Raw genomic sequence first — 25,145 nt, forward strand, 5'->3', positions numbered from 1 at the left:
CCCGTTGAAAATCGTCAGCTACAATGTGAACGGCATCAAGGCGCGCCTGGATCGCCTGATCGAGTATCTCACCGAGCAGCAGCCCGACATCGTCTGCCTGCAGGAATTGAAGAGTTCGGACGAAACGCTGCCCGTCCCCGCAATCGAAGCGGCCGGCTATGGCGCGGTGTGGCACGGGCAAAAAGGCTTCAACGGCGTTGCCATCCTGGCGCGCGGCCAACAGCCGGTCGAGCGCCAGCGTGGGCTGGCGGGCGATCCCGAGGATGCGCACAGCCGCTATATCGAAGCCGAGGTCGGCGATCTGATCATCGGCGGCTTGTATCTGCCCAACGGCAATCCGCAGCCGGGACCGAAGTTCGACTATAAGCTGCGCTGGATGGAGCGGCTGAACGCACGCGCAGCCGAGTTGCTGGCCGAGGAGCGGCCGGCGATCCTGGCGGGGGACTTCAACGTCATCCCCAACGACGACGACAGCTTTTCGGTGCGGGCGATGGCCGAGGACGCGCTGATGCAGCCCGAAAGCCGCGAGCGCTATCGTATGTTGCTGGCGCAGGGCTGGACGGATGCGCTGCGCACCCGCTTTCCCAAGGGCGGCGTGTGGACCTTCTGGGACTATCAGGCCGGTGCTTGGCAACGCGATGCGGGTTTCCGCATCGACCACTTGCTGCTCAGCCCCCAGGCGGCCGATCGTTTCACCGGTGCGGGTGTCGACAAGGAATATCGCGGCCGCGAGAAGGCGAGCGACCATGCGCCGACCTGGGTGACGCTACGGTAACGCGGCCGCGCGGTGATCCGCGTGAAGTTTTATAGAAGGAAACAAATCTGATGGCGTGCTTGTTAGCGCGCTTTGCCACGTTTCGGCGGATTGCACCGCCTTATGGCAATAAGACAGTTCTGTTAAATTTCGTAAGCTATTGAAAAGAGGCGATAAGGAAAACTGGCACGGCACCTGCAGAGTATGAGGTACCGACGAGCACAACGCCAAGTCGGACCAAACGCTAGTCAAACAGGAGCCCAACATGAACCCCGCCCGTCTTTCGATGTTCGTTCGTGGCGTCGCACTGGTGGGAGCTGCCGCCGGCACGCTCGCCCTGGTTTCGCCCGCCGCTGCCTCCGACCGCGACCTGCCGCGCGCCGTCGCCGCCAAGAAAGTTTCCAAGCCGCTGACGATGGCCGAAGCCGCCGCTGATCCTTCGGTGCTCTATTGCGTGAAGGGCCCGGTTACCGGCTCGCACATCACGCGGAAGACCTGCCGGACTCGCCAAGAGTGGATCGATCGCACGGGTATCGACCCGACCAAAGAATAATTCATTTGCTCGCCGCATGCGGGATGGCAGAGGCCTCCCATCCCGCAGCCGGCCGCCTCCGCCGCTTCAGATCGCCTTCTGGTAGATCAGATACTCGCGGTTGATCCTGCTTTCGATCGCATCGGCGATCGCCACCATCCCCTGATTGTCCTCCAGAATCCAGCCGATCTCGCCGCGGCTCCCGCCATAACGGGTCACCGCCGCGCGACGGATATATTCGATCATCATGAAGGCCAGCTGGCTCGCCATGCGCGAGCTTTGCAGCCGCTTCACCACGCCCATCAGCGGCACGCGCATCGTCCGCGCCTTGGGGCGACGCAGCCACAGCAGCAGCTTCGCCCAGCCGAACGGCAACAGCGAGCCCTTCAGCGGCTTCAGCGGTTCGTTCAAATCGGGCAGGGTGACCATGAATGCCACCGGCTCGCCATCATATTCGGCGATGCGGATCAGATCGTTGAACACCAGCGGCTTCAGCTTCTTGCCGACATCATCCACTTCGGGCTGAGTGAGCGGCACGAACCCCCAATTATCCGACCAAGCATCGTTGAGGATGGCGAGGATGATCGCCGCTTCCTCGGCGAACTTGCTCTTGTCCACCTCGCGGATGCGGATGCGCGGGTTCTTCTCGCCGGCGGCGACGATGCGCTGCACGATGGGCGGGAACTCGCCGCTAATATCCACTTCATAGGTGACCAGCTTTTTGGCCGGGCCATAACCCAGCGCCTCAATCCAGCCCTGATAGTGCGCCGGATGGTGGCCCATCAGCACCGTTGGCGAGTGATCGTGGCCCTTCACCAGCAGGCCGGGTTCTTCCCAGATCGACAGGCTGACCGGGCCGAGCGCCTTGGTCATGCCCTTGGCGCGCAGCCAGCTTTCGGCTTGGGCGATCAGCGCCGCGGCGACCGCCTGGTCCTCCGCCTCGAACAGCCCCCAGAAGCCGGTGCCGGGGCCGAAGCCCTGCTCGGCCGGCATCTGCAAGGCCAGTGCATCGATGTGTGCGGAGATGCGGCCGACCACCTTGCCCGCGCGCTCCGCCAGGAACAGCTGCGCTTCGGCATGACTGAACCAGCCGTTCTTCTTCGGGCTGATCGTCGCCGCCACTTCCTCGCGCAAGGGGGCCACCCAATGCGGATCGTCGCCGTTCAGGCGATAGGCCAGTTCGATGAACGCCTTGGTATCAGCCTTGCCCGAAACGGGCCGGACCTGAAGATCGGCACTAGCCAAGTGAGTGTTCCCCAGAAATTCTTGATGCGGCGCAATGCAGTCTTGCGTCCGAAGGCGCCTGTCAAGCTCCAGGCGCGCAGCGCGGCAACCTGCCCTTAGGGTGCCCTGTACTGCCACCATATAGCCACTATCTAAGGCCAATGGCATCTCCTATGACCCAATCGCTTGCCTTCGATCTTCCGGACGCCGAAGTCTCGGCGACGATCGCGCGCATCCGGCTTTCGGGCGTTCCGGACGATCGCGCAATGTTGCGCGCCGCCGCGGAGCTGACCCGCGATCTCCACACGCCCAAGCAGTGGCTGTATTGGACCGACTGCCTGCTTTCCGCAGCGATCGGATATGCCGGCATGGCGACGGCGATGTTTGCGGCTTCGCCGCTGGTCGCGGTGATCGGCGGGGTGATTGCGGTGCTGGCGCTTTACCGTGCCGAGCTGTTCATCCACGAGATCACGCACCTGAAGCATTCGCTGCTGCCCGGCTTCCGGCTGGGATGGAACCTGATCGTCGGGATTCCGCTGCTGCTGCCGTCGTTCATGTATGAAGGCATTCACAGCCTGCACCACGCGCGGACTCGCTATGGCACCGATCAGGATCCCGAGTATCTGCCGCTCGCGCGGATGAAGCCGTGGACGCTGCCGCTGTTCCTGCTCGTCTCGGTGCTGATGCCGATCGGGCTGCTGATCCGCTTTGCCGTGCTGGGGCCGCTCTCGCTGCTGTTTCCCAGGCTGCGCCGCCTGGTTGTCGCGCGCTATTCGGGGCTGCAGATCAACCCGGCCTTCGAGCGCCGCGCGCCGGAAGGCGAGTTCCGCCGCCAGTGGTTCTGGCAGGAGCTTGGCGCGAGCCTGTTCGCGATGGTGCTGATCGGGATCACCGTGGCGGGCATCCTGCCGCTGCGCGCGTTCCTTGCCTATATCGTGATCGTCGCCGCTTCGGCCGTGCTCAACCAGGTTCGCACGCTGGTCGCGCATCTGTGGGAGAATGAAGGCGAACCGCTGACGGTGACGGCCCAGTATCTCGATAGTGTCAACGTGCCGGAGCCGGGCTTGCTGCCCTATCTGTGGGCGCCGGTGGGCCTGCGCTACCACGCGTTGCACCATCTGCTGCCGGCAGTGCCGTATCATTCGCTGGGCGAGGCGCATCGCCGGCTGGTTGCCGCGCTAGATCCGAATTCTGCGTATCACAAGGCCAATTATCCGACCCTGTCGGGCCTGGTCGTCAAACTGGCGCAGGGCACGATGCGGCAGCGCTGAACGCCGACCGTCGGGGGGATCGGGGCCGGGCACCAGGGTGCACCGGCCCTTTCTTTTGCCGCGGCCTTGCGCGCGGCACGGTGCCGGCTAGCATCGCCCGATCGATGCAGGAGAGGGGCATGGGCGTGAGACTCGCACTGGCAATTGGCGGACTGATCCTGGCGGCATTGCCGGCAAGCGCACAGACGCGCTGGCCGAACGGCGCAAAGGCGGCGGTGGTGCTCACCTATGACGACGCGCTCGAATCGCACCTTGCCAATGCCATCCCTGCGCTGGACGCCGCGGGGCTGAAGGGCACCTTCTTCCTCGCCAATGTAAAGGAGGCCGATGTCGATCGCTGGCGCCGCGCCGCGATGTCAGGCCACGAGCTGGCCAACCACACCATGTTCCATCCGTGCACGCACGATGTGTACCCGGCGGATCCGCGCTATGTGAGCGAAGCCTATACGCCGGCGAGTATGCTCCGCGAGATCGCGCAGATGAACGTGCTTCTGCACGCGCTGGACGGCAAGGACCGCCACGGCATGGCAACACCTTGCGGGCAGAGCCTGGCGGGTGGCGTCGATTATCTGGAAGAGCTTCGCAAGGCGGGCACCGTCACCTATGTCCGCGGCGTGGCGGACGCGCCCTCCAGCGCGCGCGCGGACGTTTCGAAGACGGATCCCATGCGCGTGCCCTCACGCCCGTTCGACGTGGGCGCCACGGCGGAAAAGATGATCGCCTATGTTCGCGAGGCCGAACAGGGTGGTGGCTGGGCGGTGTTCCTGTTCCACGGCGTCGGCGGCGACTATACGGTGCTGTCGGACGGCGAGCATCGCAAGTTCGTCGCATGGCTGGCGCAGCATCGCGGCGAGGTGTGGGTGACGACGCTGCAGGAGGCGCTCGACTGGGCGAAGGCGCATCCTGGCAAGTAGACTGCGTCGATTTCCTACCCTCTTCAGGCGCGAAGATCAGGCGGGGGCAAGCGCCGGCCGAGCACGGCGGATCGCGACGCCGACGACGCCAATCCCTGCCAACAGCAGCATCCAGGTGCCGGGTTCAGGAACGGGTGCCGACGCGGTCGTCTCGCGCACGACAGCACCGGCTGAGAGGAAGGCGCCGGTCTGCGACGCCGTGACGAAGGACACCGAACCGCTGCCGATAGTGTCGACGTCGAACACGATGTAGAAGTCGTCCGTCCCCGGCAGCGACACGTTCCCGCCGTTGATCGCGCCACCGACACCGATGCGACCGGTTCTTACGAAATCGTTTGGCCCGAAATAGCCGGCGATCGGGGCCGTCGAGAAGGGTGCCGCGTTGACTTGCCCATCGGTGATGACGCGGAAGTAATCCGGTGCGCCGAAAAAGCCGTTCTTGGTATTGTCGCATGTAACCGTGATATCGGCGCTGAACGTCTGGAAGGGGGCTGGCTGGCCCGCGAAATTCATGAACTGATTGGCAGTGACATTGAAGCTGCGCGTGAGGAGCGCCGCCTCCGCGGATCCCGTTGCCGATACCGCGAGCACCGCGGCGTAGATCAAGCCCTTCATATCTTTGCCCTTTTAGAGGTTTCAGGGATACGCTCCGCGGGCGACGATAGCAACATCCGCGCGCTGCACTTTACCCAGGTGCACGACAGCGTTGCGCGAGGTGCGGCCCCGCTACTCCTCGGTCCGCAGCAGCACCGCCTCGCCGATCATCAGGAACAGCAGGAAGGGCGCCCAGGCCGCGAGGAAGGGCGGGTAGGCGCCGAGATTGCCCATCGCCAGCGCGAAATTATCCGCGACGAAATAGAGGAAGCCCAGCGCCATCCCGATCACCACGCGCACGAACAGCTTGCCCGAACGCGCCAGGCCGAAGGCGGAGACGCCGCCCAGCAGCGGCATCAGTAGCGCCGACAGTGGGCCGGAGAGCTTGTGCCACAGCGATCCCTCCAGCGCCTTGGTCGGGCGGCCGGCCTGGCGCAATTCGCCGATTGCGCTGCGCAGTTCACTGAACGAATGCGAATCGGGATCAACATGGGCCAGGGTGAACTGATCCGGGCGCACGCCCTGTGCGATGACGGTGGTGCCGATCGTCGTCAGCGTACCGCTCGCGACATCGAAACGCTGGGCGCCGTCCACGCGCCAGCCATTGCCGGCAAGGACGCCGTGCTTCGCCGTCAGGATCGAGGTAAGCGAGCCGTTCTCCCGCTCATAGACCTTGATGTCGTACAGCTGGGCGGCCGTGCCCTTGCCCTTGATCTGGTTCACCTGGATCAGGTTGCCGGCCGACTGCACCCACACATTGGCGCGATCGCCGCGATCGACGGGAAGGGGGGCATAATCAACCTTCTTCCACTGTTCGAGCGTGGACGTGGCGCGGCTGACGATACGGTCGTTGAACGCGAACGAAAGCCCTGCGACAACAAGCCCGGAAAGCATCAGTGGCGCCAGCACCTGGTGCGCCGAAAGCCCGCCCGACTTGAGCGAGATGACTTCGCTGTTCTGGTTGAGCTGCGCGAGCGTGAAGATCGCCCCGCCCAGTACCGAATAGGGCAGGAAGGTCGCGACGATCTGCGGCACGCGTAGCGTCACGTAGCGCAGGATCTCCGCATTGCCGTTACCGGGATAGGCAAGGATTCCCGCCGATTCCGTCAGCAGATCGAGCGACGTCAGCACCAGGACGAGCGCGCCGAGCAGCGCGAAAGTCCGCACAACGAAAAGCCGCGCCATGTAAAGCGAGACGATTTGGGATGGGAACAGCGCGCGCAGGCTCATTTCGCGGCCTCCGCCAGACGGCGGCGACGGCGGCCGCCCGGCAGGAAGCGGCCGATCAGCTTGCCCGTCTTGGCGAACACGCGCTCCAGCGCGCCGATCGGCTGCCCACCGGGTACATAGGCCACGGTGTAGTACATCCAGATCGTCAGCCCCGCGAAGATGGCGAACGGCACCCATAGCGCGATCAGCGGATCGATCAGGCCCAGGCTGCCCACGCCCTGCGCATATTCATTCACCTTGTGATAGGTGACGATCATCAGGATCGACAGGAACACGCCGAGCATCGACGTGGAGCGCTTCGGCGGAATGCCCAGCGCTACCGCCAGCATGGGCAGCAGGAACATCGTCGTCACTTCGGCCATGCGATAGTGGAACGCCGAACGGCTCGTCTCGCGCTCCACCTGATCGGCGGTGCGGTTGCGCCCGATCACCGCCAGTTCGGGTAGCGTGCGTTCCAGATTGCTGTCGCCGCGCTTGCGAAACTGCTCATATTTGGGGAGCGGGATCGGCAGATTATGGGTGCTGAAGGTGAGCACGCGCGGCACCGGCGAGCTCTTGTCCTGATGGACCAGGCGACCGTTGGTGAGGCGGAAGATGATCGTGTCCGGATCGTCCGAGCGCAGAAACTGGCCGGTCTGCGCGGTCACCGCCAGCGGCGTGCCGTCGTTGGTCGTCATCTGCACGAAGATGCCGCGCAGGTCGCGCCCTTCATTCTGGCTCGATTCGATCCGCAGCGTCATCTTCGAACCGAAATTGGTAAACTCGCCCACCTTGATCGATGCACCCAGCGCGCCGGAGCGCAGCTCAAAGCGAAGCTGCTCATAATTGTAGCGCGAGGTGGGCTGAACGAAGCCGACGATCGCGAAGTTTACCGCCGCCAGCACGATCGCATACATGTAGGGCACGCGCAGCAGCCGGGTGTAGCTGACGCCCACGGCGCGCAGCACGTCTAGCTCCGAGCTGGTCGCCAATCGGCGGAAGGCGAGCAGCACGCCCAGCAGCAACCCGATCGGGATGCCGAGGCCCAGATATTCCGGCAGCAGATTGGCGAGCATCCGCCATACCACGCTCACCGGCCCTCCTTCGGTCGCGACGAATTCGAAAAGCCGCAGCATCCGATCCAGCACGAGCAGCATGGCGGAGATGATCAGGGTGGAGATCAGCGGCACCGCGATCAGCCGCGCCATGTAGCGATCGATCGAATTCATGCGGGTGGCTGAACGTCCTTCGAGCTTGATCCTTGCGCCCACGAAACGGCGTATGAGCGGAAATGATCCGCTCGCGTATAGCCGTGCTGAACGCCGATGCCACCCGGAAAGTGTCGTTTGTGCGACGTGCGCGGCGCGCCGACGCTGCCGGGGGTGACGGAATCGCGCCGAACGTCTATGGGCTTGCGATGCATTTCCTCGATCAAGCAAAGATTTTCGTCCGCTCCGGTACGGGCGGTCCCGGTGCCGTGAGCTTCCGGCGCGAAAAGTTCATCGAATATGGCGGCCCGGATGGCGGCAACGGCGGCAAGGGCGGCGACATCATTTTCGAAGCCGTCGCGGGCCTCAATACGCTCATCGATTTCCGCTACACCCAGCATTTCCGGGCGCCGCGCGGCTCCGGCGGATCGGGATCGAACCGCACCGGCGGGGGCGGTGACGATCTAGTGATCAAGGTGCCGATCGGCACGCAGGTGCTGGCGGACGACGACGAACGTACGCTGCTGCTCGACCTGACCAAGGAAGGCGAGCGCGTCGTGTTCCTGCGCGGCGGCGATGGCGGTCGCGGCAACGCGAGCTACAAGACGTCGACCAACCGGGCCCCGCGCCAGCACGGCACCGGCTGGCCGGGCGACGAGGCCTGGGTCTGGCTGCGCCTGAAGCTGCTCGCCGATGCCGGGCTGGTCGGTCTGCCGAACGCCGGCAAGTCCACCTTCATCAACGCGGTGACCAACGCGCAGGCGAAGGTGGGCGAATATGCCTTCACCACCACTCGGCCGCAGTTGGGCGTGGTGCGCCACAAGGGGCAGGAGTTCGTGATCGCGGACATCCCCGGCCTGATCGAAGGCGCGGCGGAAGGCGCGGGCATTGGCGATCGCTTCCTGGGCCATATCGAACGCTGTCAGGTGCTGCTGCACCTGATCGACGCGAATGACGAGGATGTCGCCACCAGCTACCGCATCGTACGCGACGAGCTGGAAGCCTATGGCGCGGGCCTTATCGACAAGCCGGTGGTGGTCGCGCTCAACAAGATCGATACGCTGGACGACGAACTGATCGCCGCGCTGTCGGCCGAGCTTGAAGAGGCGAGCGGTGCGCAGGTGATTCCGATCTCCGGCGCGGCCGGTACCGGCGTGGACTGGGTGCTCGATCAGCTGCTGGAAGCGATCGGGCCGGGCCCCGGCATCGCGCGCGACATCGCCGCGGATGACGACGAGGAACCCGTCGAATGGTCGCCGGTCTGACGCATTTCTAGGGCATTGCCAGCCCCCTGACTCGTTTGGGGAGGGTGCTGATGGGTGCTTTGGGCTGGCTGCGTGGGCTGTTTCGCGCGCGGCCGCAGGCGAAGACGGCCCATGCCGCACCCGCCAGCCTCGCCGATCGTTCGGCAGCGGCGCGGGCGCGGTTCTGGGAAGCACTCGGGCCCACCAGCGATCGAATCCTGTCCAGCGCGCCGGCAGGATCGCGCTGGCCGGGCGGGCACGAGGCCTATCGGCTGATCCATCGCGGCAGTGCGATCCTGCTCGCCACCGATGGGCTTTCCGATCCACTGGACGACGCAAGCGCCACCAACGGATTTGAGGTCGAGCTGTTCATCGAAGGCGCGGGCGAAGGCGCCGCGTCCCAGGTGGCGGGCGATGGCTGGATGCTCGAAGTCCTGCGGCGGGTGGCGGCGATCGTGGCCGAGGAGCGGGGCATTCTGGCGCCGCTGGAACGCCACGGCCCAATCCCGCTGGAATTGACCAATGTCTCCGCCTCCGCTGCGATCGCCGCGCGGATGCCGTCGTATTTCCTGACGGCGGACGATGTGCTGGGCGTGCTGATCGGCGGTCCGGAGCCCGATTTCGCCACGTGGATTGAAGATATGCCGCTGTCGACCGTGCGCGTGGTGCCGGTGGTGCTGCTGACCGCAGCCGAGCTGGGCGAGATCCGCGCCGGCGACAGCGAGACGCGCGACGCGGTGACGGCGGCGCTGGCGGCGGCGGGAAGCGGCCATTGCTGCGACCTGCAGCGCGAATCGATCGTTTGATCGGCTTGGCAGATGGCGAGCGGCACCGCTAAGAGCCCCGCAATGTCCGCGCCCGCTGCCTCCGCCGATGCGATCGGCTTCACGCCCTCCACTTGTGGCCGGCTGGTCGTGAAGGTGGGTTCGTCGCTGCTGGTGGATGCCGAAGGGCAGGTACGCCGCGATTGGCTGGCCGGCTTGGTCGCCGATCTGGGTGCGCGGGCGCGGCTGGGGCAGCAGCTGGTGGTGGTTTCCTCCGGCGCGATCGCGCTGGGCGCGCGGCGGCTGAAGCTGCCCAAGGGCGGTCGCGCCAGCTTGGAAGACGCGCAGGCGGCGGCCGCAACCGGGCAGATCGCCCTGTCGAGCATCTGGGCAGAATTGCTGCACGATCAGGGGCTTACCGCCGCGCAGATGCTCGTTACGCTCGACGACCTCGAGGATCGCCGGCGCTATCTCAACGTCTCCGCGACGCTGGATCGGCTGCTGCGGCTCGGCGTGGTGCCGGTCATCAACGAGAATGATTCGGTGGCGACCGAGGAGATCCGCTTCGGCGACAATGACCGCCTGGCCGCACGGGTCGCCAGCGCCGCCAATGCGGACGGCGTGGTGCTGCTTTCCGATGTCGACGGTCTCTACACCGCCAATCCCAACACCAACCCCGATGCGACGCTGATCCCGGTGGTGACGGTGATCGACGAGCGGATCGAATCGATGGCGGATCGCGGCTCGGCCTCGGGCATGGGTTCGGGCGGGATGGTGTCGAAGATCGAGGCGGCGCGGATCGCCACCAGCGCCGGCGCCCATCTCGCGATCACCGACGGGCGCGTGGCGCACCCGTTGGCGCGGCTGGCGGAAGAGGGCAGGGGCACGCTGTTCCTCGCGCAGAAGGGCGCGGCCGCACGCAAGGCGTGGCTGCGCGGCGGCCTGACGGCGAAGGGCGCGATCCATATCGACGCCGGCGCCGCGCAGGCGCTGCGCGACGGGCGCAGCCTGCTTTCGGCCGGGGCGACGCGCGTCGAAGGGCGGTTCGCGCGCGGCGACCTGATCGTGGTGGTGGGCCCAGACGGCAAGCATCTCGCCCGCGGGCTCGCCGAATATGGCCATGTCGATGCTTCCCGCATCGTGGGGCGGCGCAGCGAGGAAGTCGGCGCGATCTTGGGCTATGCCCCGCGCAGCGCGCTCGTCCATCGCAGCCATATGGCGCTGCTGTGAGCGTCCTTGCCATCACCGGCGGCACCGGCTTTGTCGGTTCGCGGCTGATCGCGCTGGCGCTGGCTGCGGGGCACGAGGTGCGGGCGCTCACGCGCCGCGAACAGCCCGCGCAAGCAGGCCTGACCTGGATCCGCGGCGATCTCGACGCGCTCGAGGCGCTGGCGCAGCTTTGCCAGGGTGCCGACGCGGTGATCCATGTCGCGGGCGTGGTGAATGCACCCGATCAGGACGGCTTCGCGCGCGGCAACATCACCGGCACTGCGAACATGCTTGCCGCGGCGACCAGCGCTGGCGTGCGGCGCTTCGTCCATGTCTCCTCGCTCGCCAGCCGCGAGCCGCAGCTGTCGGCCTATGGCTGGTCGAAGGGCGAAGCGGACAGGCTGGTGCGCGCTTCCGGGCTCGACTGGACGATCGTGCGACCACCGGCGATCTATGGCCCCGGCGATCTCGAAATGCTGGAGCTGTTCCGCGTTGCCCGCTTCGGGCTTGCGCTGCTGCCGCCGGGCGGACGCATCTCGGTGATCGAGGTGAGCGACCTGGGCCGGCTGCTGCTCGCGCTCGCCGCGACGGAGCGCTTTCCCGGAGAGATCGATCCCGATGACGGGCGGGAAGGAGGCTGGAGTCATCCCGCCTTCGCCCACGCGATCGGCGCGGCGGTGGGCCGGCGCGTGCTCGCCCTGTCGCTCCCCAAAGCCGTGCTGATGGCCGGCGCGCGCGTCGATCGGCTGGTGCGCGGCAGGCGGGCGAAGCTGACGCCGGATCGCGTCTCCTATTTCTGCCATCCCGATTGGGTGGCCGATCCCGCGCACCGAGCGCCGGCCAATCTGTGGACGCCGCAGGTGCCAACCGAATCGGGCTTGGCGGAGACGGCGCGCTGGTATCGCGACAAGGGGCTGTTGTGAGCCCGATTCGCCCTTAACCAACCTATAATGGGCAGGTGATGTGGACTGCCCCGATCAAGCTGATCCTCTGGGATCTCGACGACACGCTGTGGCGGGGCACCCTCGCCGAGGGCGATGCGGTAACGCTGTTCGAGCGCCGGGCGGACCTGATCCGGGCGTTCAACGCGCGCGGCGTGGTGTCCTCGATCTGCTCGAAGAATGATGAGGCGGCGGGGCGGGCGCAACTGGAGGCGTTCGGCCTGTGGGACGAATTCGTTTTCCCGCATATCGCCTTCACGCCCAAGCCGGAGGCGATCCGCGGGATCATCGCCGACATGCAGCTGCGCCCCGCCAACGTGCTGTTCATCGACGACAATCCCCATAATCTGGGCGAGGTGCGCCACGCGCTGCCGGACATCCAGACGCTCGACCCCACCGCGCCCGATGCCGACGACCAACTCACCGGGCTGCTCGCGATGCAGACCGGGAAGCGCAGTCGCGTGCAAGACTATCGGCTGCTCGAAGCGAAGAAGCGCGATCGCGCCGTGGTGCCCGGCCAGTCGAACGACGATTTCCTGCGCGCGTCCGGCCTGTGCGCCTGCGCGCCCTTCCTCATGGACAATCTGGAGTTCGTGCCGCGTATCGCCGAGCTGATCAACCGCGCCAACCAGCTCAACTATACCCAGTCGCGCGTCGACCCCGCCGCACTCGAACGCGATATCATCAACGTCACCCGAAACCACAGCTGGTCGATCTTTGCCTGGGACAAATATGGTCGCTACGGCTTGGTCGGCTTCGTGATGTACGACCATGTCGATCAGCGGCTGGTGCACTTCACCTTCTCGTGCCGCGCGATGCATATGGGGTTGGAGGAATTTGCGCTGGGCAAGATCCGGGTGAACTGGCCGGATGCGGATTTCAGCGCGCTGGACGGTCGGTTCAGCCGGGTGCGGCCCGACTGGATCCAGGACCATGGCTTCGACGAACCCGAGGTCCGCGCCGCCATCCGCGCCGAATTGCGCGCCGAACCGGCTATCGAGCCGGCGATCCGCATTATGTTCGATTGCCAGTCCGGCGGCATCGCGCATTATAGTCGCTTCCGCGCCGCGGTCGAATTCGACAACAATCCGCGGCTGTTCGCGCTCCGGATGATGGACGATGGCAGCTACAAGGAACAGGCGTTCCCGCCCTTCCTCGTCTATGGGGCGACCGTCGACTATCTCGACAATCGTTGGCCGAAGAAATGGCATCTGCTGGAAATTGGCCTGTACGAGAAATGCGTGCTGCGCCTGTGCATCCACCTGATCGAGAACGGCCTGCGGATGCTGGTGGTGCTGCCGCCCGAAGACGCACCGATCGAGAAGTATCGCCTCGGCCTCAACCACTCGCCGGAACGCTGCCGGATTTTCAACGCGGTGTGGCGCCGGATGGCGCGGGAGAATCCGGAGCATCTGTTCCTCCTGGAAGTCGCGCACGTGATCGATAGCCCGGACGAGATGGCGGACGTGACGCATTATCATCCAGCGCTGCTGCAGAAGATCGGCGGACAGATGGACCTGTGGGTCCATCAGCTGCTCGCCGCCGGTGCCGAGCAAGCCGCGGCCTGACCTTTGGGGCACTGCCCCGCCACGGGCCCGCTTTCGCCGCATTCGCTTGGCACCTGCAGCCGATACCACTAAGGACCGGCCGCATGACTGACCGTGCAGAAATCTTCGACATCGTCGCCGCGCAGATCGAACCCTTCAACAAGAAGGGCGTCGCGCTCACCGAAACCACCACCTTCGCCGGCGATCTCGAATGGGACAGCCTGACGGTGATGGATTTCGTCGCCGCGATCGAGGACGAGTTCGACATCGTCATCACCATGAACATGCAGGCCGAGATCGAGAATGTCGGCCAGCTGGTCGACGCTGTGCAGAAGCTCAAGGGCTGAACCGCATGACCGACCTGATGAGCAAGTTCGACGGCCTGATCGCCGAGCGCCAGAAGCTGCTCGACAGCGGCGTGATCGATCCGTTCGCGATCGTGATGGAGCAGGTCAAGTCGCCGACCGAGGCGGTGATCAAGGGCAAGGACACGATCCTGCTCGGCACCTACAACTATATGGGCATGACGTTCGATCCGGACGTGATCCGGGCCGGCAAGGACGCGCTCGACCAGTTCGGTTCGGGCACCAACGGCAGCCGCATGCTCAACGGCACCTTCCGCGATCACATGGAAGTCGAGCAGGCGCTGCGCGACTTCTACGGCGTGTCGGGCGCGATCGTCTTCTCCACCGGCTACATGGCCAATCTGGGCATGATCTCGACGCTGGCGGGCAAGGGTGAGTACATCATCCTCGACGCCGACAGCCACGCCTCGATCTATGATGGCTGCAAGCAGGGCAATGCCGAGATCGTCCGCTTCCGCCACAACGACGTGACGGACCTGGACAAGCGCCTCGGCCGCCTGCCCGCCGAAGCCGGCAAGCTGGTGGTGCTGGAAGGCGTCTATTCGATGCTCGGCGACATCGCGCCGCTCAAGGAAATGGTCGCCGTCGCCAAGAAGCACGGCGCGATGGTGCTGGTCGACGAGGCGCATTCGATGGGCTTTTTCGGCCCCAACGGCCGCGGCGTGTACGAGGACCAGGGGCTGGAAGCGGACGTCGACTTCGTCGTCGGCACCTTCTCCAAGTCGGTCGGGACCGTCGGCGGCTTCTGCATCTCGAACCATCCCAAGTTCGAGGCAATCCGGCTGGCCTGCCGCCCGTACATCTTCACCGCCTCGCTGCCGCCGAGCGTGGTGGCGACCGCCGCGACCTCGATCCGCAAGCTGATGACCGCGCACGAGAAGCGCGCGCGGCTGTGGGAGAATGCCCGCGCGCTGCACGGCGGCCTCACCGAAATGGGCTTCAAGCTCGGCACGGCGAAGCCCGAGAGCGCGATCGTCGCGGTGATCCTGGAGGACCAGGAACAGGCGGTGGTGATGTGGCAGGCGCTGCTGGAGAACGGCCTGTACGTCAACATGGCGCGCCCGCCGGCGACTCCGGCCGGCACCTTCCTGCTGCGCTGTTCGCTGTGCGCCGAGCATCGGCCCGACCAGATCGAGCGCGTGCTCGGCATGTTCCGCGCGGCGGGCCAAGCTGTCGGGGTAATCGGCTAAACCCGCTTTTCACGCCCGCCGGGAGCGCCTAGACACAGGCGGAATGAGCGACGCACTTCCGTCCCTGGAGCGTTCGGTTCGCGCAAAGAACTGGCGCTTGCTTCTGCTCGGCGCATTGGCGATCCTGGGCGTTGTCGTTCTGGGTGCGCTGATCCTGATTCAGCAGCGCACCGATGCGGAGCGCGATCGCGCCATCGCGCTCCAGCAGCACAGCTTCGAAGTGATCCTTCGCGCCAACCAGCTCTCCGGCGCGATTTCCGCCGCAGAGGCGGCGCTCGGGCGCTATGTGGTCAGCGCCGATCGCAATCTGGGGCAGCAATATACCGATCAATGGAGCAAAGCGGGGGAGCAGCTCCAGCGGCTGCGTCAGCTGACCGGCGACAACCGGGCGCAGCAGCGGGAAATTGCACAGCTCCAGCGTGTGTTCACCGAGCGCGGCGAAGAGCTGAACGCCACCGCGCTTTATTCCACCTACAAGCGCCATCGCGACGCCTGGGGATCCTATTATCAGGTGCGGGAAAGTCCGGCGCGCAAGCAGCTGGAAGTCATGCTCGACCAGATCGTTGCGCACGAGCGCGGCGTGCTGCGCGATCGCACGCTGGCAGCGGACCAGCAGATCGAGAAATCCAGCTATGCCTCGCGCGTATTGACCGGGTTCGGGATGCTGATTGCATTGGGCGCGGTCGTGCTCGGCTGGCTGGCGGTCGAAGCGACGGGCGATCGGGCGCTGGCGGACGCCGATGCGGCCTGGGAGCGCGAGCGTACCGGGCAGCTGCGGGAGGCAGTGGCCGCCGCTACCGCGCAGCTGCGCGCCGAAGCGCGCGAGCGCGAACAAGCCGAAGCCAAGCTGCGCCAGGCGCAGAAGATGGACGCGGTGGGCCAGCTGACCGGCGGCATCGCGCACGACTTCAACAACATGCTGGCGGTGGTGCTGGGTGGAGTGGAGCTGGCGCGTCGGCAGATCGAAAGCGATCCGCGCGAAGCGTCGCGCCATCTCGACAATGCGATGGAAGGCGCGCACCGCGCCGCCGCACTTACGCGTCAGCTGCTCGCCTTTTCCCGATCCGAATCGCTGGCTCCGGAGGCCGTGGATGCGGGCATGCTGATCCGCGGGATGCGCGATCTGCTCGATCGGACGCTGGGCGATACCATCCAGGTCAAGGCCCGCAACCAGGGCACCGGCTGGCGCATTTGGGTGGATCGGCACCAGTTGGAAAACGCCGTGCTCAACCTCGCGGTCAACGCGCGCGACGCGATGAACGGGCGCGGCACGCTGGTGATCACCACCGGCGAATCGCGGCTGGCGGTCAATGAAGTCGGGCACTGCGCGGCCGGCGATTATGTGTCCGTCGCCGTCCAGGACGATGGCTGCGGAATGACGCCAGACGTGCTCGAACGGGTGTTTGAGCCCTTCTTCACAACCAAGCCGGTGGGCAAGGGCACGGGCCTTGGCCTCAGCCAGATCTTCGGTTTCGTCCGGCAGTCGGGGGGCGGCATCGCGATCGAAACTCGGCCGGGCGAGGGCACGACCGTCACGCTGTACCTGCCGCGTCACAAGGGCGCCGACCTGGGAGCGGCGCGGGCGCCCGTGCGAGCGGAGCCGACGGAGGACAGTGCAGGGCCCGCCTACGATATTCTCGTGGTCGAAGACGATCCCCGCGTCCTTGCCGCGACGCTGGCAGCGCTGCGCGAGCTGGGCCATCGCGCCGTCGGCTGCGCCGATCCGCTGCGTGCTGCCGCGGCGATCGAACGCATGCCGGTGCTGGATCTGGTGATGACCGACGTGCTGATGCCCGGCCAGACCGGGCCGGAAATGGTGTCGAGCCTAGAGGGGAGGCTGCGGGGGGCGGCGGTGCTGTTCGTCACCGGCTTCACCGGCGAGGCAAGCGCCGAACAGCTCCGCGACCGACCGGTGCTGCGCAAGCCGTTCACCGTCGCCGCGCTGTCCCGCGCCGTGCGCGAAGCGGTGGCGGGCGAAGCGCAGCGTGTGTCCGCCGCGGCGGAGTAGCGCGTCGCGAGCGGACGTCTGCGTTGCGGCGCCGCGCAGGCTAGTCGGTGATTTCGATCCGCTCGCGAAGCATCAACGCCGCCAGATCGCGCGCCTTGTCCCGCGGCAGCCCGAGCGCACGCGCCATCGGGGCGCCGAGCAGCGCGTCCCCCAGTGCCATCAGCGTCAATTGCAGCGTTTCCTCGCGTAGGGGCGCACGCGCATCCTCGCCTTCGCTGATCCGATCGACCAGCCGGTGAATCGCCTCCAGAATCGGATCGAGCGCGTCTTCGTTGCCGGTGAGGATCATCCAGCTCGCCAGCGCGCCTGCACCGCCGCGATCGAAGGCGTCGAACGCCATGTCGACGACTTCGCGCAAATTTTGGTCGCCGCTTCGCGCGCGGAGCACTGCCTCGCCGATCTGGGCCGTCACCGTATCGGCCATGCTCGCCGCAAGCGCCTTTTGCAGCCCTGCCGCCGAGCCGAAATGGTGCAGCAGATTGGCGTGCGTGCGCCCGATGCGCGCGGCCACCGCCTTCAGCGTCACCGCTTGCGGGCCGTCTTCGATCAACAGCGCGCGCGCCGCCTCCAGCGCAGCATCGCGGGATTCTTCGGGAGAGAGGCGCCGGCGCGCCGCCATCGTCGTCAATGGGTCAACCTTCCTGTTTCCCCACCGGCTTAGGCGAGCTTCGGCGCGGGGGGAAGCAGGAGGGATGGCGTAGGAGAGGGGCCGGTCCGCGGCGAGGATCTGCGAGAGACGAAGTCACGCCGCAAGGCGCGACTCCGGCTGGGGTCGCGGCGAACACGCGTCCGAATCGAGCGTCCGCTCGAATCGGGCGCACGCGACTTCGCAGCCGCGTCCCTTTGACCAGACAGGGTCTATCCGGCCGGTGGGACGGAATCCCAGCTTGTGCAGCACGCGGCCGGACGCCGGGTTGTCGACAAAGTGACCGGAGGTAACGCGGCGGACACCGGCGGCGCGAGCGGCCGCGAGCACGCCGCGAGCTGCTTCGGTGGCATAGCCCTTGCCCCAGGCAGAGGGCGTGAACCAATAGCCCAACTCCTGCGCCTCGCTGCCCACTGCATCGATCCCGACGCAGCCGACCAGCGACACGGCGCCCGCCTGATGTTCGAACACCAGGAAGCGCGTCTCGGTCCAATGCGCGAGAAATGTTTCAGCCGCTTCGATCCCATAGGGCCAGGGCACGCGCGACAGGTTGCGCACGACGGCTTCATGGTCGATCGCCCGGGCCAGGGCGGGAGCATCCTCGGGCCAGCCGGGACGTAACGTCAATCTTTGGGTCCGCACGAACATGACCATCACTCCTCGGTCCTGCTGCACCCCACATCATGTCTGTACGACATGGGTGTTGCGCCGCGATTGCAGGGAGCATGAAAAAAGGGAGACCGGGGCGACCCGTCTCCCTTTTCGCGTTGGTTCGTCGAACCCGGGTCGCCCTGGTGGGCAACCCGTGCGGTCGCCCGATGTTATTCGGCCGCCTCGGCAATCATGTCTACGGAGCAGAACTTGCGACCAAGCTTGCCTTCCTTGAACGACACGCGGCCGTCGGTGAGCGCGAAGAGGGTATGGTCCTTGCCCATGCCCACGTTCACGCCCGGGTAAAATTTGGTGCCGCGCTGACGCACGAGGATGTTGCCGGCGATGACGGCTTCACCACCGAACTTCTTCACGCCAAGACGACGGCCAGCAGAGTCGCGACCGTTGCGGGACGAGCCGCCTGCCTTCTTATGTGCCATTGTCTATACTCCTCGAGTCTCGTGTCGCTTACTTGGCCGCGCCGATCGCAGTGATCTTCAGGATCGTGTGCTGCTGGCGGTGGCCGTTCTTGCGGCGATAATTGTGGCGACGGCGCTTCTTGAAGACGATGACCTTCTCGCCCTTCGCCTGCGCGATGATTTCGGCAGAGACGGTCAGGCCGTCGGTCGCCTTCAGCTCGCCGCCTTCGCCGGCCAGCAGGACGTCGCCCAGCGTCACCGACGAACCGGCTTCGCCGTCGAGCTTCTCGACGACGATCTTGTCTCCTGCGGCAACGCGATACTGCTTGCCGCCCGTGCGCACGATAGCGAACATCGGTCTCTTCTCTGCTTCAAAATGCATGTGCCCGCCAGGGGTGTACCCCGGCAGGAGGAAGGGCGCAGCTATGCGATGGAGGTGCCGATGTCAACCGTTTCGCGGCGCCGCCGGGTGATTTTCGTGCCGTGCGCCTTAGTGGCGGTGGTGGGGCCGCAGGCGGTAGCGCCCAGCGGCATAGCCTTCGAACAGGCCGCTGATGCCGGGATGGTCGATCGGCTCGTCGCTGTCGTCGGCGACCAGGTTCTGCTGGCTGACATAGGCGATATAGCTCGATTCGGCATTCTCGGCGAGCAGATGGTAGAAGGGCTGGTCCTTGCGCGGGCGCGCTGCCTCCGGAATCGAATCATACCATTCGTCGGTATTGGCGAAGACGGGATCGACGTCGAAGATCACGCCGCGGAAATCGAGGAGCCGATGGCGCACGACATCGCCAATGGCGAAGCGGGCGACGGCAACGGCAGGCATGGGGGTGCCGGATTCGAGGCGAGCCGGCGTCGTTGCGGGTTGAGACATGGGGTTAACGTAGTGCGTGTAATTTCTTGCACAAGCACTGCTTGCACCGGTCGAAAGGTTGCGCTAATGGCCGCGCCTCACAGCGACCGGTACGCGGCTTTCGGAGCTTTCCGATTGCGTACCACCCCTCAGCGGAGAGGTGCCGGAGTGGTCGATCGGGGCGGTCTCGAAAACCGTTGTGCGGGTAACCGTACCGAGGGTTCGAATCCCTCCCTCTCCGCCACTTCCTTCCTGATCAGCGTGAATTGATAGCGGCGGGGTCGCGTCGCGATAGCGGGTCTGGCCCCATTGAATGTTCGCCTTGAAGCCCTTGAGCTTCGTATCCAGCTGCAGGTTGACCACGCCCGCTACGACATCCGAGCCATAGGCCGCGGACGCGCCGCCGGTGACGACGTCGACACGGCTGATCAAAGCCGCGGGGATGAGGTTGAGGTCAGTAGTGCCCGCCACCGTCGCGCCCGGGAGGTTGACTGCGGGGAGCCGCAAGCGATCCAACAGCACCAGGGTCCGCACGGGGTTGAGGCCGCGAAGGTCGATGTTGTTCGCGCCGGAATTAGCGATGCCGCCCCCTTCAGGCGATTGCGTCCGCCGGAAGGCGGGAAGCTCGTTGATCACGTCGGCGACGTTCACCGCGGCACGCGTTTTCAGCGTATCCGCGCCGATCACGAGCGTGGGGCTGGGCGCGACGAAGCCGCTTCGATCAATTCGCGATGCCGTGACGATGATGTCACTGGCTTGAGCGTCGGCTGGAGAGGAATCGGTTCGCTGCGGCTCCGTCGCTGCTCCCGGGGTGATGATGGCGCCACTCTCCGTGCCCTGCTGAGCCCAAGTGGGTGTTGCATATGCCAACATGCTGGCGCCCGCCAGCAACGCAATCGCGCGCATCAACCTCTCCTGTATCTGCTTATTGGCCTTACCACTCTCACCTTGTGGTATGACTGACTACTGCAAACAGATTGATGCACTTCCATAAACACGGTTTATGTAGTTGCGAGAGGTGCAGTACTGAACGGTATGTAGATGAAGGCGCGGCAGGTGCGAAGCGCCGCTTGAAACGCGGACAGAAACGTCACCTTTTGTCGCGTCGCAAAGGTAGCGGAGTCGGCGATCAGAACCCGGCCTTACGGAGAGTTTGGGGGGGCACCGTCTGGCCGCGTTGAGGCAGGGCCTGCCGGCTGATCGCGCCAGATCCAGCGCAATACCTCCGGCAGGATCGCGCCGCCTTCGGCATCGGAGTGGCCTCCGCCCGTCCAGGCATAGCGCACATCGTAGCGCGGGCCTGGCCTCTTTTCGGCGTCGGCATGGGCGTTGGCCCATTGCAGGCTTTTCAGCATCTGCTGGTTCGCCAGGAACCAGTTGCCATGTTCATTGTCCAGATCTTCGCGCCCGTCCTGGAGGAAGACGCGCAGCGGCCGGATGGCGCTCTTTCGGATCAGGCCGGGATAGATGTCGCCGCCATAGGTCAGCGGGCTGCCATCGGGCGCGAAGTTCAGGCCAATCGACGTGTAGCTGCCGATGAAGCTGATGACGTTGCCAAAGGCTTCCGGATGCCGCCACGCCATCGTCCACGACGCGATGGCCCCGCTGGACGTGCCGCCGACGGCTCGGCGCGACGGCTCCGCGGCGACAGGCCAGCGCCGCGCCACGGCCGGCAGCAACTCTTCGAGCGTCATTCGGGAATAGGCGTCCGACAAAGCATCATATTCTTCCGCCCGATGATCCGGGTTCTGCATTCCCAGCGAATCCGGGTAGCGCGCCGCACGGTGGCCGGGGGTCACGAAGACGCCGAGCGTCGGCGGTATTGCGCCCTGCGCGATCAGCGTGTCGAGGACGTGCGGCACATGGAGCGGCCCGGCGGGGTTGATCGCCCGCTGGCCGTCCTGGAAGAGAAGGAGGTTGGGCGGCCGCCCCGGATTGTAGCCGCCCGGAACATAGACCCAATAGCGTCGGACCGTGCCGGGGTAGATGCGGGAATGTAGCTCGAATGGCCCCTGCAACTGCCCGTGGAGTGGCTGTACCGCCATCTGCGGCGGCCGCGCCGTCGACGTCGCAGTCAGTGCCGTCAGTAGCACGCCAGCCAGAATGAATCTGCGCACGTCCTCTCCTTCGTCCCCGTCACAGCCGCCTTCAGCCGATCTCGACTTCGCGGAGCAGGACCAGATAGCTTGGGCGGAGGGATATTGTCGAACGATCAAGCCAATCGCATTGGAAGCGGTGCCTGTTCGCCGACCGGCGTAGCTGGATTTTCAGGGGAAGTGGTGGACGCACTAGGGCTCGAACCTAGGACCCGCTGATTAAGAGTCAGCTGCTCTACCAACTGAGCTATGCGTCCATTCCGGCTTCTTCAGTGGCCCGTTGGTTCGGGGCCGCCGCATCGGAGGCGCGCCTTTAGCGTCGCCTTTCGCGTCTTGTAAAGCCCAAAAATCAAAAAAACATCACCAGCGCGTTTTCGTGCGGGCGTCACGATCGATCGAGAGCAGCAGGCCCAGGCAGAGCATGAACGTCATCACGGCCGTGCCGCCGAAACTGATCAGCGGCAGCGGCACGCCCACCACTGGCGCCAAGCCGATGACCATCGCCATGTTGATCGAGCAGTAGAGGAACATCGTGCCGGCCAGCCCTGCCGCGGTCAGCCGGCCGAATCGCGTCTTGGCGCGCATGCCCACGCCGATTCCCCAGGCGATCAGCATCCCGAAGGCAATGATCAGGAACACCCCCCCGGCCAGCCCCCATTCCTCCATCATCGTCGCCAACGCAAAATCGGTTTGGCCTTCGGGGAGGTAATCGAGATGGCTCTGCGTGCCCTGCAGGAAACCCTTGCCGAAAATCCCGCCCGATCCGATCGCGATCTTGGATTGGGTGATGTGATAGCCGGTGCCGAGTGGATCGCGCTCGGGATCAAGGAAGATCAGCACGCGGTTGCGCTGATAGTCGTGCAGCAAAAAATTGAAGGCGAGCGGCGCGGCCACCGCCACCGATAGCGCGCCGGCAATGAACAGCCGCAGCGGCACGCCCGCCAGGAACATCACCATCACGCCGCATCCGGTGATCATCAGCCCCGTGCCGAGATCCGGCTGCGCGATCACCAGCAGCGCTGGCACGCCGATCAGCACGCAGGCGGGCCAGATCGCCACGAACTTGCGCGTCTCGCTGGCCGGCAGCATCTCATAAAAGCGGGCGAGCGCCAGCACGATCATGGGTTTCATCAGTTCGGAGGGCTGGAACTGGAACCCGCCCAGGCTGATCCAGCGCTGGCTGCCCCCGGCCACCTTGCCGAGCAGTTCGACGCCGAGCAGCGCGACGACGAGCAGGCCGTAGACCGGCAACGCCCCCTGCGACCAGATTCGCACCGGCACGCGCGACATCCCCATCGCCACCGCGAAGAACAACAGGAAACGGGTGCCCTGATTGATCGCCCAGGGGCGGACACTGCCGCCCGCCGCCGAATAGAGCACGACCAGCCCGAATCCGCCGATCGCCAGCACCAGGAACAGCACCCGCCAGGGAAGCTGGGCGACCTGGGTGGGAACGATGCCGTCGCCGGGGCGCGCCATCAGTCGCGGTCCGCGCTGCCGGTGGGCGCCACGTTGGAAGTCGTGGTGTTGACGGTTGCATTCGCGGCGTCGGAAGCGACGACGCTCGCCGCCTCTGCCGCGTCCTCGGGCGCAGGCGGCGGCGGCGCGTTCTGCGCCTGGCGAAAGGCATCGGCCTGGGCGGCCATGCGTGTCGTATAGTCGCCGCCCCAGGTCGGCTCCACTTCGGCCAGCGTCTTCATCGCCTGGTCGCGATCGAACAGATAGGTCATGATGTCCCGGCCGATCAGCGGCGTATCGAGGTTGCGAACGGTGTGGCCGTTATGCTCCAGCACGATGCCGGCGGCGTATTTCGGGTTGTCCGCCGGCGCGAAGCACACGAACAGCGCGTGGTCCCGCATCTTGAAGGGCAGAGCAGCGTTCTTCAGCACGCCGGTCCGGCGCTCCGCCATGGTGATGCGCCGCACCTGTGCGGTGCCGGTCTTGGCCGCGATGCTCACGCCCGGTACGTACATGCGCGCGGCTCCACCGGTGCCGCCGCCATTGACCACGCCGTACATTGCCTCGCGCACGATCGCGAGATGCTCTTCGCTGACGGGCAGCGGCGATGCGCCCGAAGGGCCCCTGGCCAGCAACCGCGGAACCAGAATCTTGCCCGAGGCCAGTCGGCTGGCCATCACCGCAAGCTGCAGCGGGTTAGCGAGCACATAGCCCTGACCGATTGATGCGTTGAGCGAATCCGCCACCGTCCAGGGGCGATGATACTTTTTCAGCTTCCAGGCGCTGTCGGGAACCGTGCCATAGCGCTGGGTGGTGAAGGGCATGTCGAACTTCTGCCCCAGGCCCAGCATCCGCGCCATGGGCGCGATCGCATCGTACCCGACGCGGCGAATCATCTCGTAGAAATAGATGTCGCAGCTCTGCATGATCGCGTTCTTCAGGTCGATCGGGCCGTGCCCGCCGCGCTTGTGGCAGTGGAACACGCCGCTGCCCACGCGCATTGCCCCGGAACAGAATACGCGCTCGCTGGGGCTCACCCCCGCCGCCATCAGCGCCAGGCCGTTCATCGGCTTGACGGTGGAGCCCGGCGGATAGAGACCCTGCAGAACCTTGTTCATCAACGGCACGTGATCGTCTTCGGACAGCATCTTCCATTCGGTCTGGCTGATGCCGTCGGAAAAACTGTTCGGATCGTAAGAGGGCATCGATGCCATGGCGAGGATGTCGCCGCTCGCCACGTCGATCACGATCGCCGAGCCCGAATTGGTGCCCAGCCGTCGCGCGACATATTCCTGCAGGCCGGCATCGATGGTCAGCTTGATGCTTTCGCCCGGGTGGTCAGCGCGGGTTTCCAACTCGCGCACCGGGCGGCCATGCGCGGTCACCTCGACGCGCTTGGCGCCGGGCTTGCCCCGCAGCCGCTTGTCGAGCGTTTTCTCCAGCCCGTCCTTACCGAGCTTGAAGCCAGGGGTAACGAGCAGCGGATCCTTGTCCTGCTTATATTGCTCGGCAGACGCCGTGCCGACATAGCCGACCAGATGGCCGACACCGGCGCCCAGCGGATAATGTCGGGCATAGCCGCGGGTGGGGGCCACCCCCGGAAGTTCGGGCTGACGGACCAGGATGGCGGCGAACCGGTCCCAGTCCAGATTTTCCGCCACCTGCACGGGACGAAAGCCGCCGGCGCGCTTCAGATCCGTCTCGATGCGGGCAAGGTCCTCAGGCGCCAGCTTCAGCAACTGGGTCAGTTCGGCCAGCAGCTTGTCCTTGTCGACGATGCGATCGGGTATCAGATCGACGCGGAAATCGGTGCGGTTGCTGGCCAGCGGCTTGCCGCTGCGATCGAGCAGCCAGCCGCGCCGCGGCGGAATCAGCGTCATGTTGACGCGGTTGCTCTCCGCCAGAAGCTGATAGCGTTCGTTCTCGAACACCGACAGCCACGCCATGCGCCCGGCCAGCACCATGCCCACCGCGCCCTGCGCCGCGCCCAGCACCACCGCCCGGCGGGAGAAGCTGTAGGTCTGGGTGGCTTCGGTGATCCGCACCATCGC

24 protein-coding genes, 2 tRNA genes and 1 pseudogene are annotated in these 25,145 nt (G+C 65.7%); 13 read left to right on the plus strand and 14 right to left on the minus strand.

The window, feature by feature from the left end; translation table 11 throughout:
• Positions 1–4: 4 nt before the first annotated feature.
• Both xth and ACNFJ7_RS00770 read left to right on the plus strand, forming a co-directional pair.
• The gene (gene xth / locus ACNFJ7_RS00765) at positions 5–775 is read left to right on the plus strand and encodes an exodeoxyribonuclease III (RefSeq protein ID WP_019368771.1); all 771 of its coding nucleotides are present in this window, start codon (positions 5–7) and stop codon (positions 773–775) included.
• Between the two features lie 244 nt (positions 776–1,019).
• Positions 1,020–1,307, plus strand: a complete 288-nt coding sequence (locus ACNFJ7_RS00770) for a hypothetical protein (RefSeq protein ID WP_152997752.1) — start codon at positions 1,020–1,022, stop codon at positions 1,305–1,307.
• A 66-nt stretch (positions 1,308–1,373) separates the two neighbouring features.
• On the opposite strand, the gene ACNFJ7_RS00775 is transcribed toward ACNFJ7_RS00770, so the two are convergent.
• Entirely contained in the window at positions 1,374–2,531 is a 1,158-nt protein-coding gene (locus ACNFJ7_RS00775; RefSeq protein ID WP_019368773.1) for a hypothetical protein, read from the minus strand.
• Positions 2,532–2,683: 152 nt separating this feature from the next.
• Here ACNFJ7_RS00775 and ACNFJ7_RS00780 point away from each other — a divergent pair, with 152 nt between their 5' ends.
• Positions 2,684–3,781 carry a fatty acid desaturase family protein gene (locus ACNFJ7_RS00780; protein ID WP_019368774.1) on the plus strand — a complete coding sequence of 366 codons (1,098 nt, stop codon included), beginning with the start codon at positions 2,684–2,686 and terminating at the stop codon, positions 3,779–3,781.
• Between the two features lie 119 nt (positions 3,782–3,900).
• Positions 3,901–4,695 carry a polysaccharide deacetylase family protein gene (locus ACNFJ7_RS00785; RefSeq protein ID WP_019368775.1) on the plus strand — a complete coding sequence of 265 codons (795 nt, stop codon included), beginning with the start codon at positions 3,901–3,903 and terminating at the stop codon, positions 4,693–4,695.
• A 36-nt stretch (positions 4,696–4,731) separates the two neighbouring features.
• On the opposite strand, the gene ACNFJ7_RS00790 is transcribed toward ACNFJ7_RS00785, so the two are convergent.
• The 3 genes from ACNFJ7_RS00790 to lptF all read right to left on the minus strand — a co-directional run bounded on the left by ACNFJ7_RS00790 (position 4,732) and on the right by lptF (position 7,727).
• Positions 4,732–5,310: a PEP-CTERM sorting domain-containing protein gene (locus ACNFJ7_RS00790; RefSeq protein ID WP_019368776.1), complete on the minus strand. Its 579-nt coding sequence runs from the start codon at positions 5,308–5,310 to the stop codon at positions 4,732–4,734.
• Between the two features lie 111 nt (positions 5,311–5,421).
• Complete coding sequence (gene lptG / locus ACNFJ7_RS00795; protein WP_026009009.1) at positions 5,422–6,519, minus strand: LPS export ABC transporter permease LptG; 1,098 nt, start codon at positions 6,517–6,519, stop codon at positions 5,422–5,424.
• Positions 6,516–7,727 carry an LPS export ABC transporter permease LptF gene (lptF, locus tag ACNFJ7_RS00800; RefSeq protein WP_019368778.1) on the minus strand — a complete coding sequence of 404 codons (1,212 nt, stop codon included), beginning with the start codon at positions 7,725–7,727 and terminating at the stop codon, positions 6,516–6,518. The genes lptG and lptF overlap by 4 nt, the downstream gene beginning before the upstream one ends.
• A gap of 188 nt (positions 7,728–7,915) precedes the next feature.
• On the opposite strand from lptF, the gene obgE reads away from it, so the two are divergent.
• From obgE to ACNFJ7_RS00840, 8 genes are all read left to right on the plus strand, one after another.
• Entirely contained in the window at positions 7,916–8,971 is a 1,056-nt protein-coding gene (obgE, locus tag ACNFJ7_RS00805) for a GTPase ObgE (protein WP_026009010.1), read from the plus strand.
• Positions 8,972–9,021: 50 nt separating this feature from the next.
• Positions 9,022–9,756, plus strand: a complete 735-nt coding sequence (locus ACNFJ7_RS00810; protein ID WP_019368780.1) for a suppressor of fused domain protein — start codon at positions 9,022–9,024, stop codon at positions 9,754–9,756.
• A 42-nt stretch (positions 9,757–9,798) separates the two neighbouring features.
• Positions 9,799–10,944, plus strand: coding sequence for a glutamate 5-kinase (gene proB, locus ACNFJ7_RS00815; protein WP_037513118.1), 1,146 nt, complete (start codon positions 9,799–9,801; stop codon positions 10,942–10,944).
• Entirely contained in the window at positions 10,941–11,846 is a 906-nt protein-coding gene (locus ACNFJ7_RS00820) for an NAD-dependent epimerase/dehydratase family protein (RefSeq protein WP_019368782.1), read from the plus strand. Before proB ends, ACNFJ7_RS00820 begins: the two co-directional genes overlap by 4 nt.
• 38 nt (positions 11,847–11,884) lie before the next feature.
• A complete protein-coding gene (locus tag ACNFJ7_RS00825; protein ID WP_019368783.1) occupies positions 11,885–13,432 on the plus strand; it encodes a hypothetical protein in 1,548 nt (515 codons plus the stop codon).
• 83 nt (positions 13,433–13,515) lie between these two features.
• Positions 13,516–13,758 (plus strand): acyl carrier protein, encoded by a 243-nt coding sequence (locus tag ACNFJ7_RS00830; protein ID WP_019368784.1) that lies wholly within the window; start codon positions 13,516–13,518, stop codon positions 13,756–13,758.
• 5 nt (positions 13,759–13,763) lie between these two features.
• Positions 13,764–14,966: a serine palmitoyltransferase gene (gene spt / locus ACNFJ7_RS00835; RefSeq protein ID WP_019368785.1), complete on the plus strand. Its 1,203-nt coding sequence runs from the start codon at positions 13,764–13,766 to the stop codon at positions 14,964–14,966.
• A gap of 43 nt (positions 14,967–15,009) precedes the next feature.
• Positions 15,010–16,974 (plus strand): ATP-binding protein, encoded by a 1,965-nt coding sequence (locus ACNFJ7_RS00840; protein ID WP_019368786.1) that lies wholly within the window; start codon positions 15,010–15,012, stop codon positions 16,972–16,974.
• Positions 16,975–17,014: 40 nt separating this feature from the next.
• Here the strand turns inward: ACNFJ7_RS00840 and ACNFJ7_RS00845 are convergent, their stop codons facing one another.
• From ACNFJ7_RS00845 to hspQ, 5 genes are all read right to left on the minus strand, one after another.
• A complete protein-coding gene (locus ACNFJ7_RS00845) occupies positions 17,015–17,593 on the minus strand; it encodes a TetR/AcrR family transcriptional regulator (RefSeq protein WP_019368787.1) in 579 nt (192 codons plus the stop codon).
• Positions 17,594–17,716: 123 nt separating this feature from the next.
• A complete protein-coding gene (locus tag ACNFJ7_RS00850) occupies positions 17,717–18,268 on the minus strand; it encodes a GNAT family N-acetyltransferase (protein WP_037513195.1) in 552 nt (183 codons plus the stop codon).
• 173 nt (positions 18,269–18,441) lie between these two features.
• Entirely contained in the window at positions 18,442–18,711 is a 270-nt protein-coding gene (rpmA, locus tag ACNFJ7_RS00855; RefSeq protein ID WP_026009013.1) for a 50S ribosomal protein L27, read from the minus strand.
• Positions 18,712–18,739: 28 nt separating this feature from the next.
• Complete coding sequence (gene rplU, locus ACNFJ7_RS00860) at positions 18,740–19,045, minus strand: 50S ribosomal protein L21 (RefSeq protein ID WP_019368790.1); 306 nt, start codon at positions 19,043–19,045, stop codon at positions 18,740–18,742.
• A 135-nt stretch (positions 19,046–19,180) separates the two neighbouring features.
• Complete coding sequence (gene hspQ / locus ACNFJ7_RS00865; protein WP_026009014.1) at positions 19,181–19,561, minus strand: heat shock protein HspQ; 381 nt, start codon at positions 19,559–19,561, stop codon at positions 19,181–19,183.
• 133 nt (positions 19,562–19,694) lie between these two features.
• Between hspQ and ACNFJ7_RS00870 the strand changes: the two genes are divergently transcribed.
• Positions 19,695–19,784, plus strand: a tRNA-Ser gene (locus ACNFJ7_RS00870).
• A gap of 176 nt (positions 19,785–19,960) precedes the next feature.
• Here the strand turns inward: ACNFJ7_RS00870 and ACNFJ7_RS00875 are convergent.
• From ACNFJ7_RS00875 to mrdA, 5 genes and pseudogenes are all read right to left on the minus strand, one after another.
• Positions 19,961–20,446 (minus strand): annotated as a pseudogene (locus ACNFJ7_RS00875) (TonB-dependent receptor plug domain-containing protein); the annotation flags it as partial.
• Between the two features lie 236 nt (positions 20,447–20,682).
• Positions 20,683–21,657 (minus strand): alpha/beta hydrolase, encoded by a 975-nt coding sequence (locus ACNFJ7_RS00880; RefSeq protein ID WP_201785382.1) that lies wholly within the window; start codon positions 21,655–21,657, stop codon positions 20,683–20,685.
• Between the two features lie 160 nt (positions 21,658–21,817).
• Positions 21,818–21,893, minus strand: a tRNA-Lys gene (locus ACNFJ7_RS00885).
• Positions 21,894–21,996: 103 nt separating this feature from the next.
• Positions 21,997–23,115 carry a rod shape-determining protein RodA gene (gene rodA, locus ACNFJ7_RS00890; protein ID WP_019368793.1) on the minus strand — a complete coding sequence of 373 codons (1,119 nt, stop codon included), beginning with the start codon at positions 23,113–23,115 and terminating at the stop codon, positions 21,997–21,999.
• On the minus strand, positions 23,115–25,142 hold the full coding sequence (gene mrdA / locus ACNFJ7_RS00895; RefSeq protein WP_019368794.1) for a penicillin-binding protein 2: 2,028 nt from the start codon (positions 25,140–25,142) through the stop codon (positions 23,115–23,117). The genes rodA and mrdA overlap by 1 nt, the downstream gene beginning before the upstream one ends.
• Positions 25,143–25,145: the final 3 nt, after the last annotated feature.

It is taken from the genome of Sphingomonas sp. HT-1 (assembly GCF_048568905.1).
Classification (GTDB): domain Bacteria; phylum Pseudomonadota; class Alphaproteobacteria; order Sphingomonadales; family Sphingomonadaceae; genus Sphingomonas.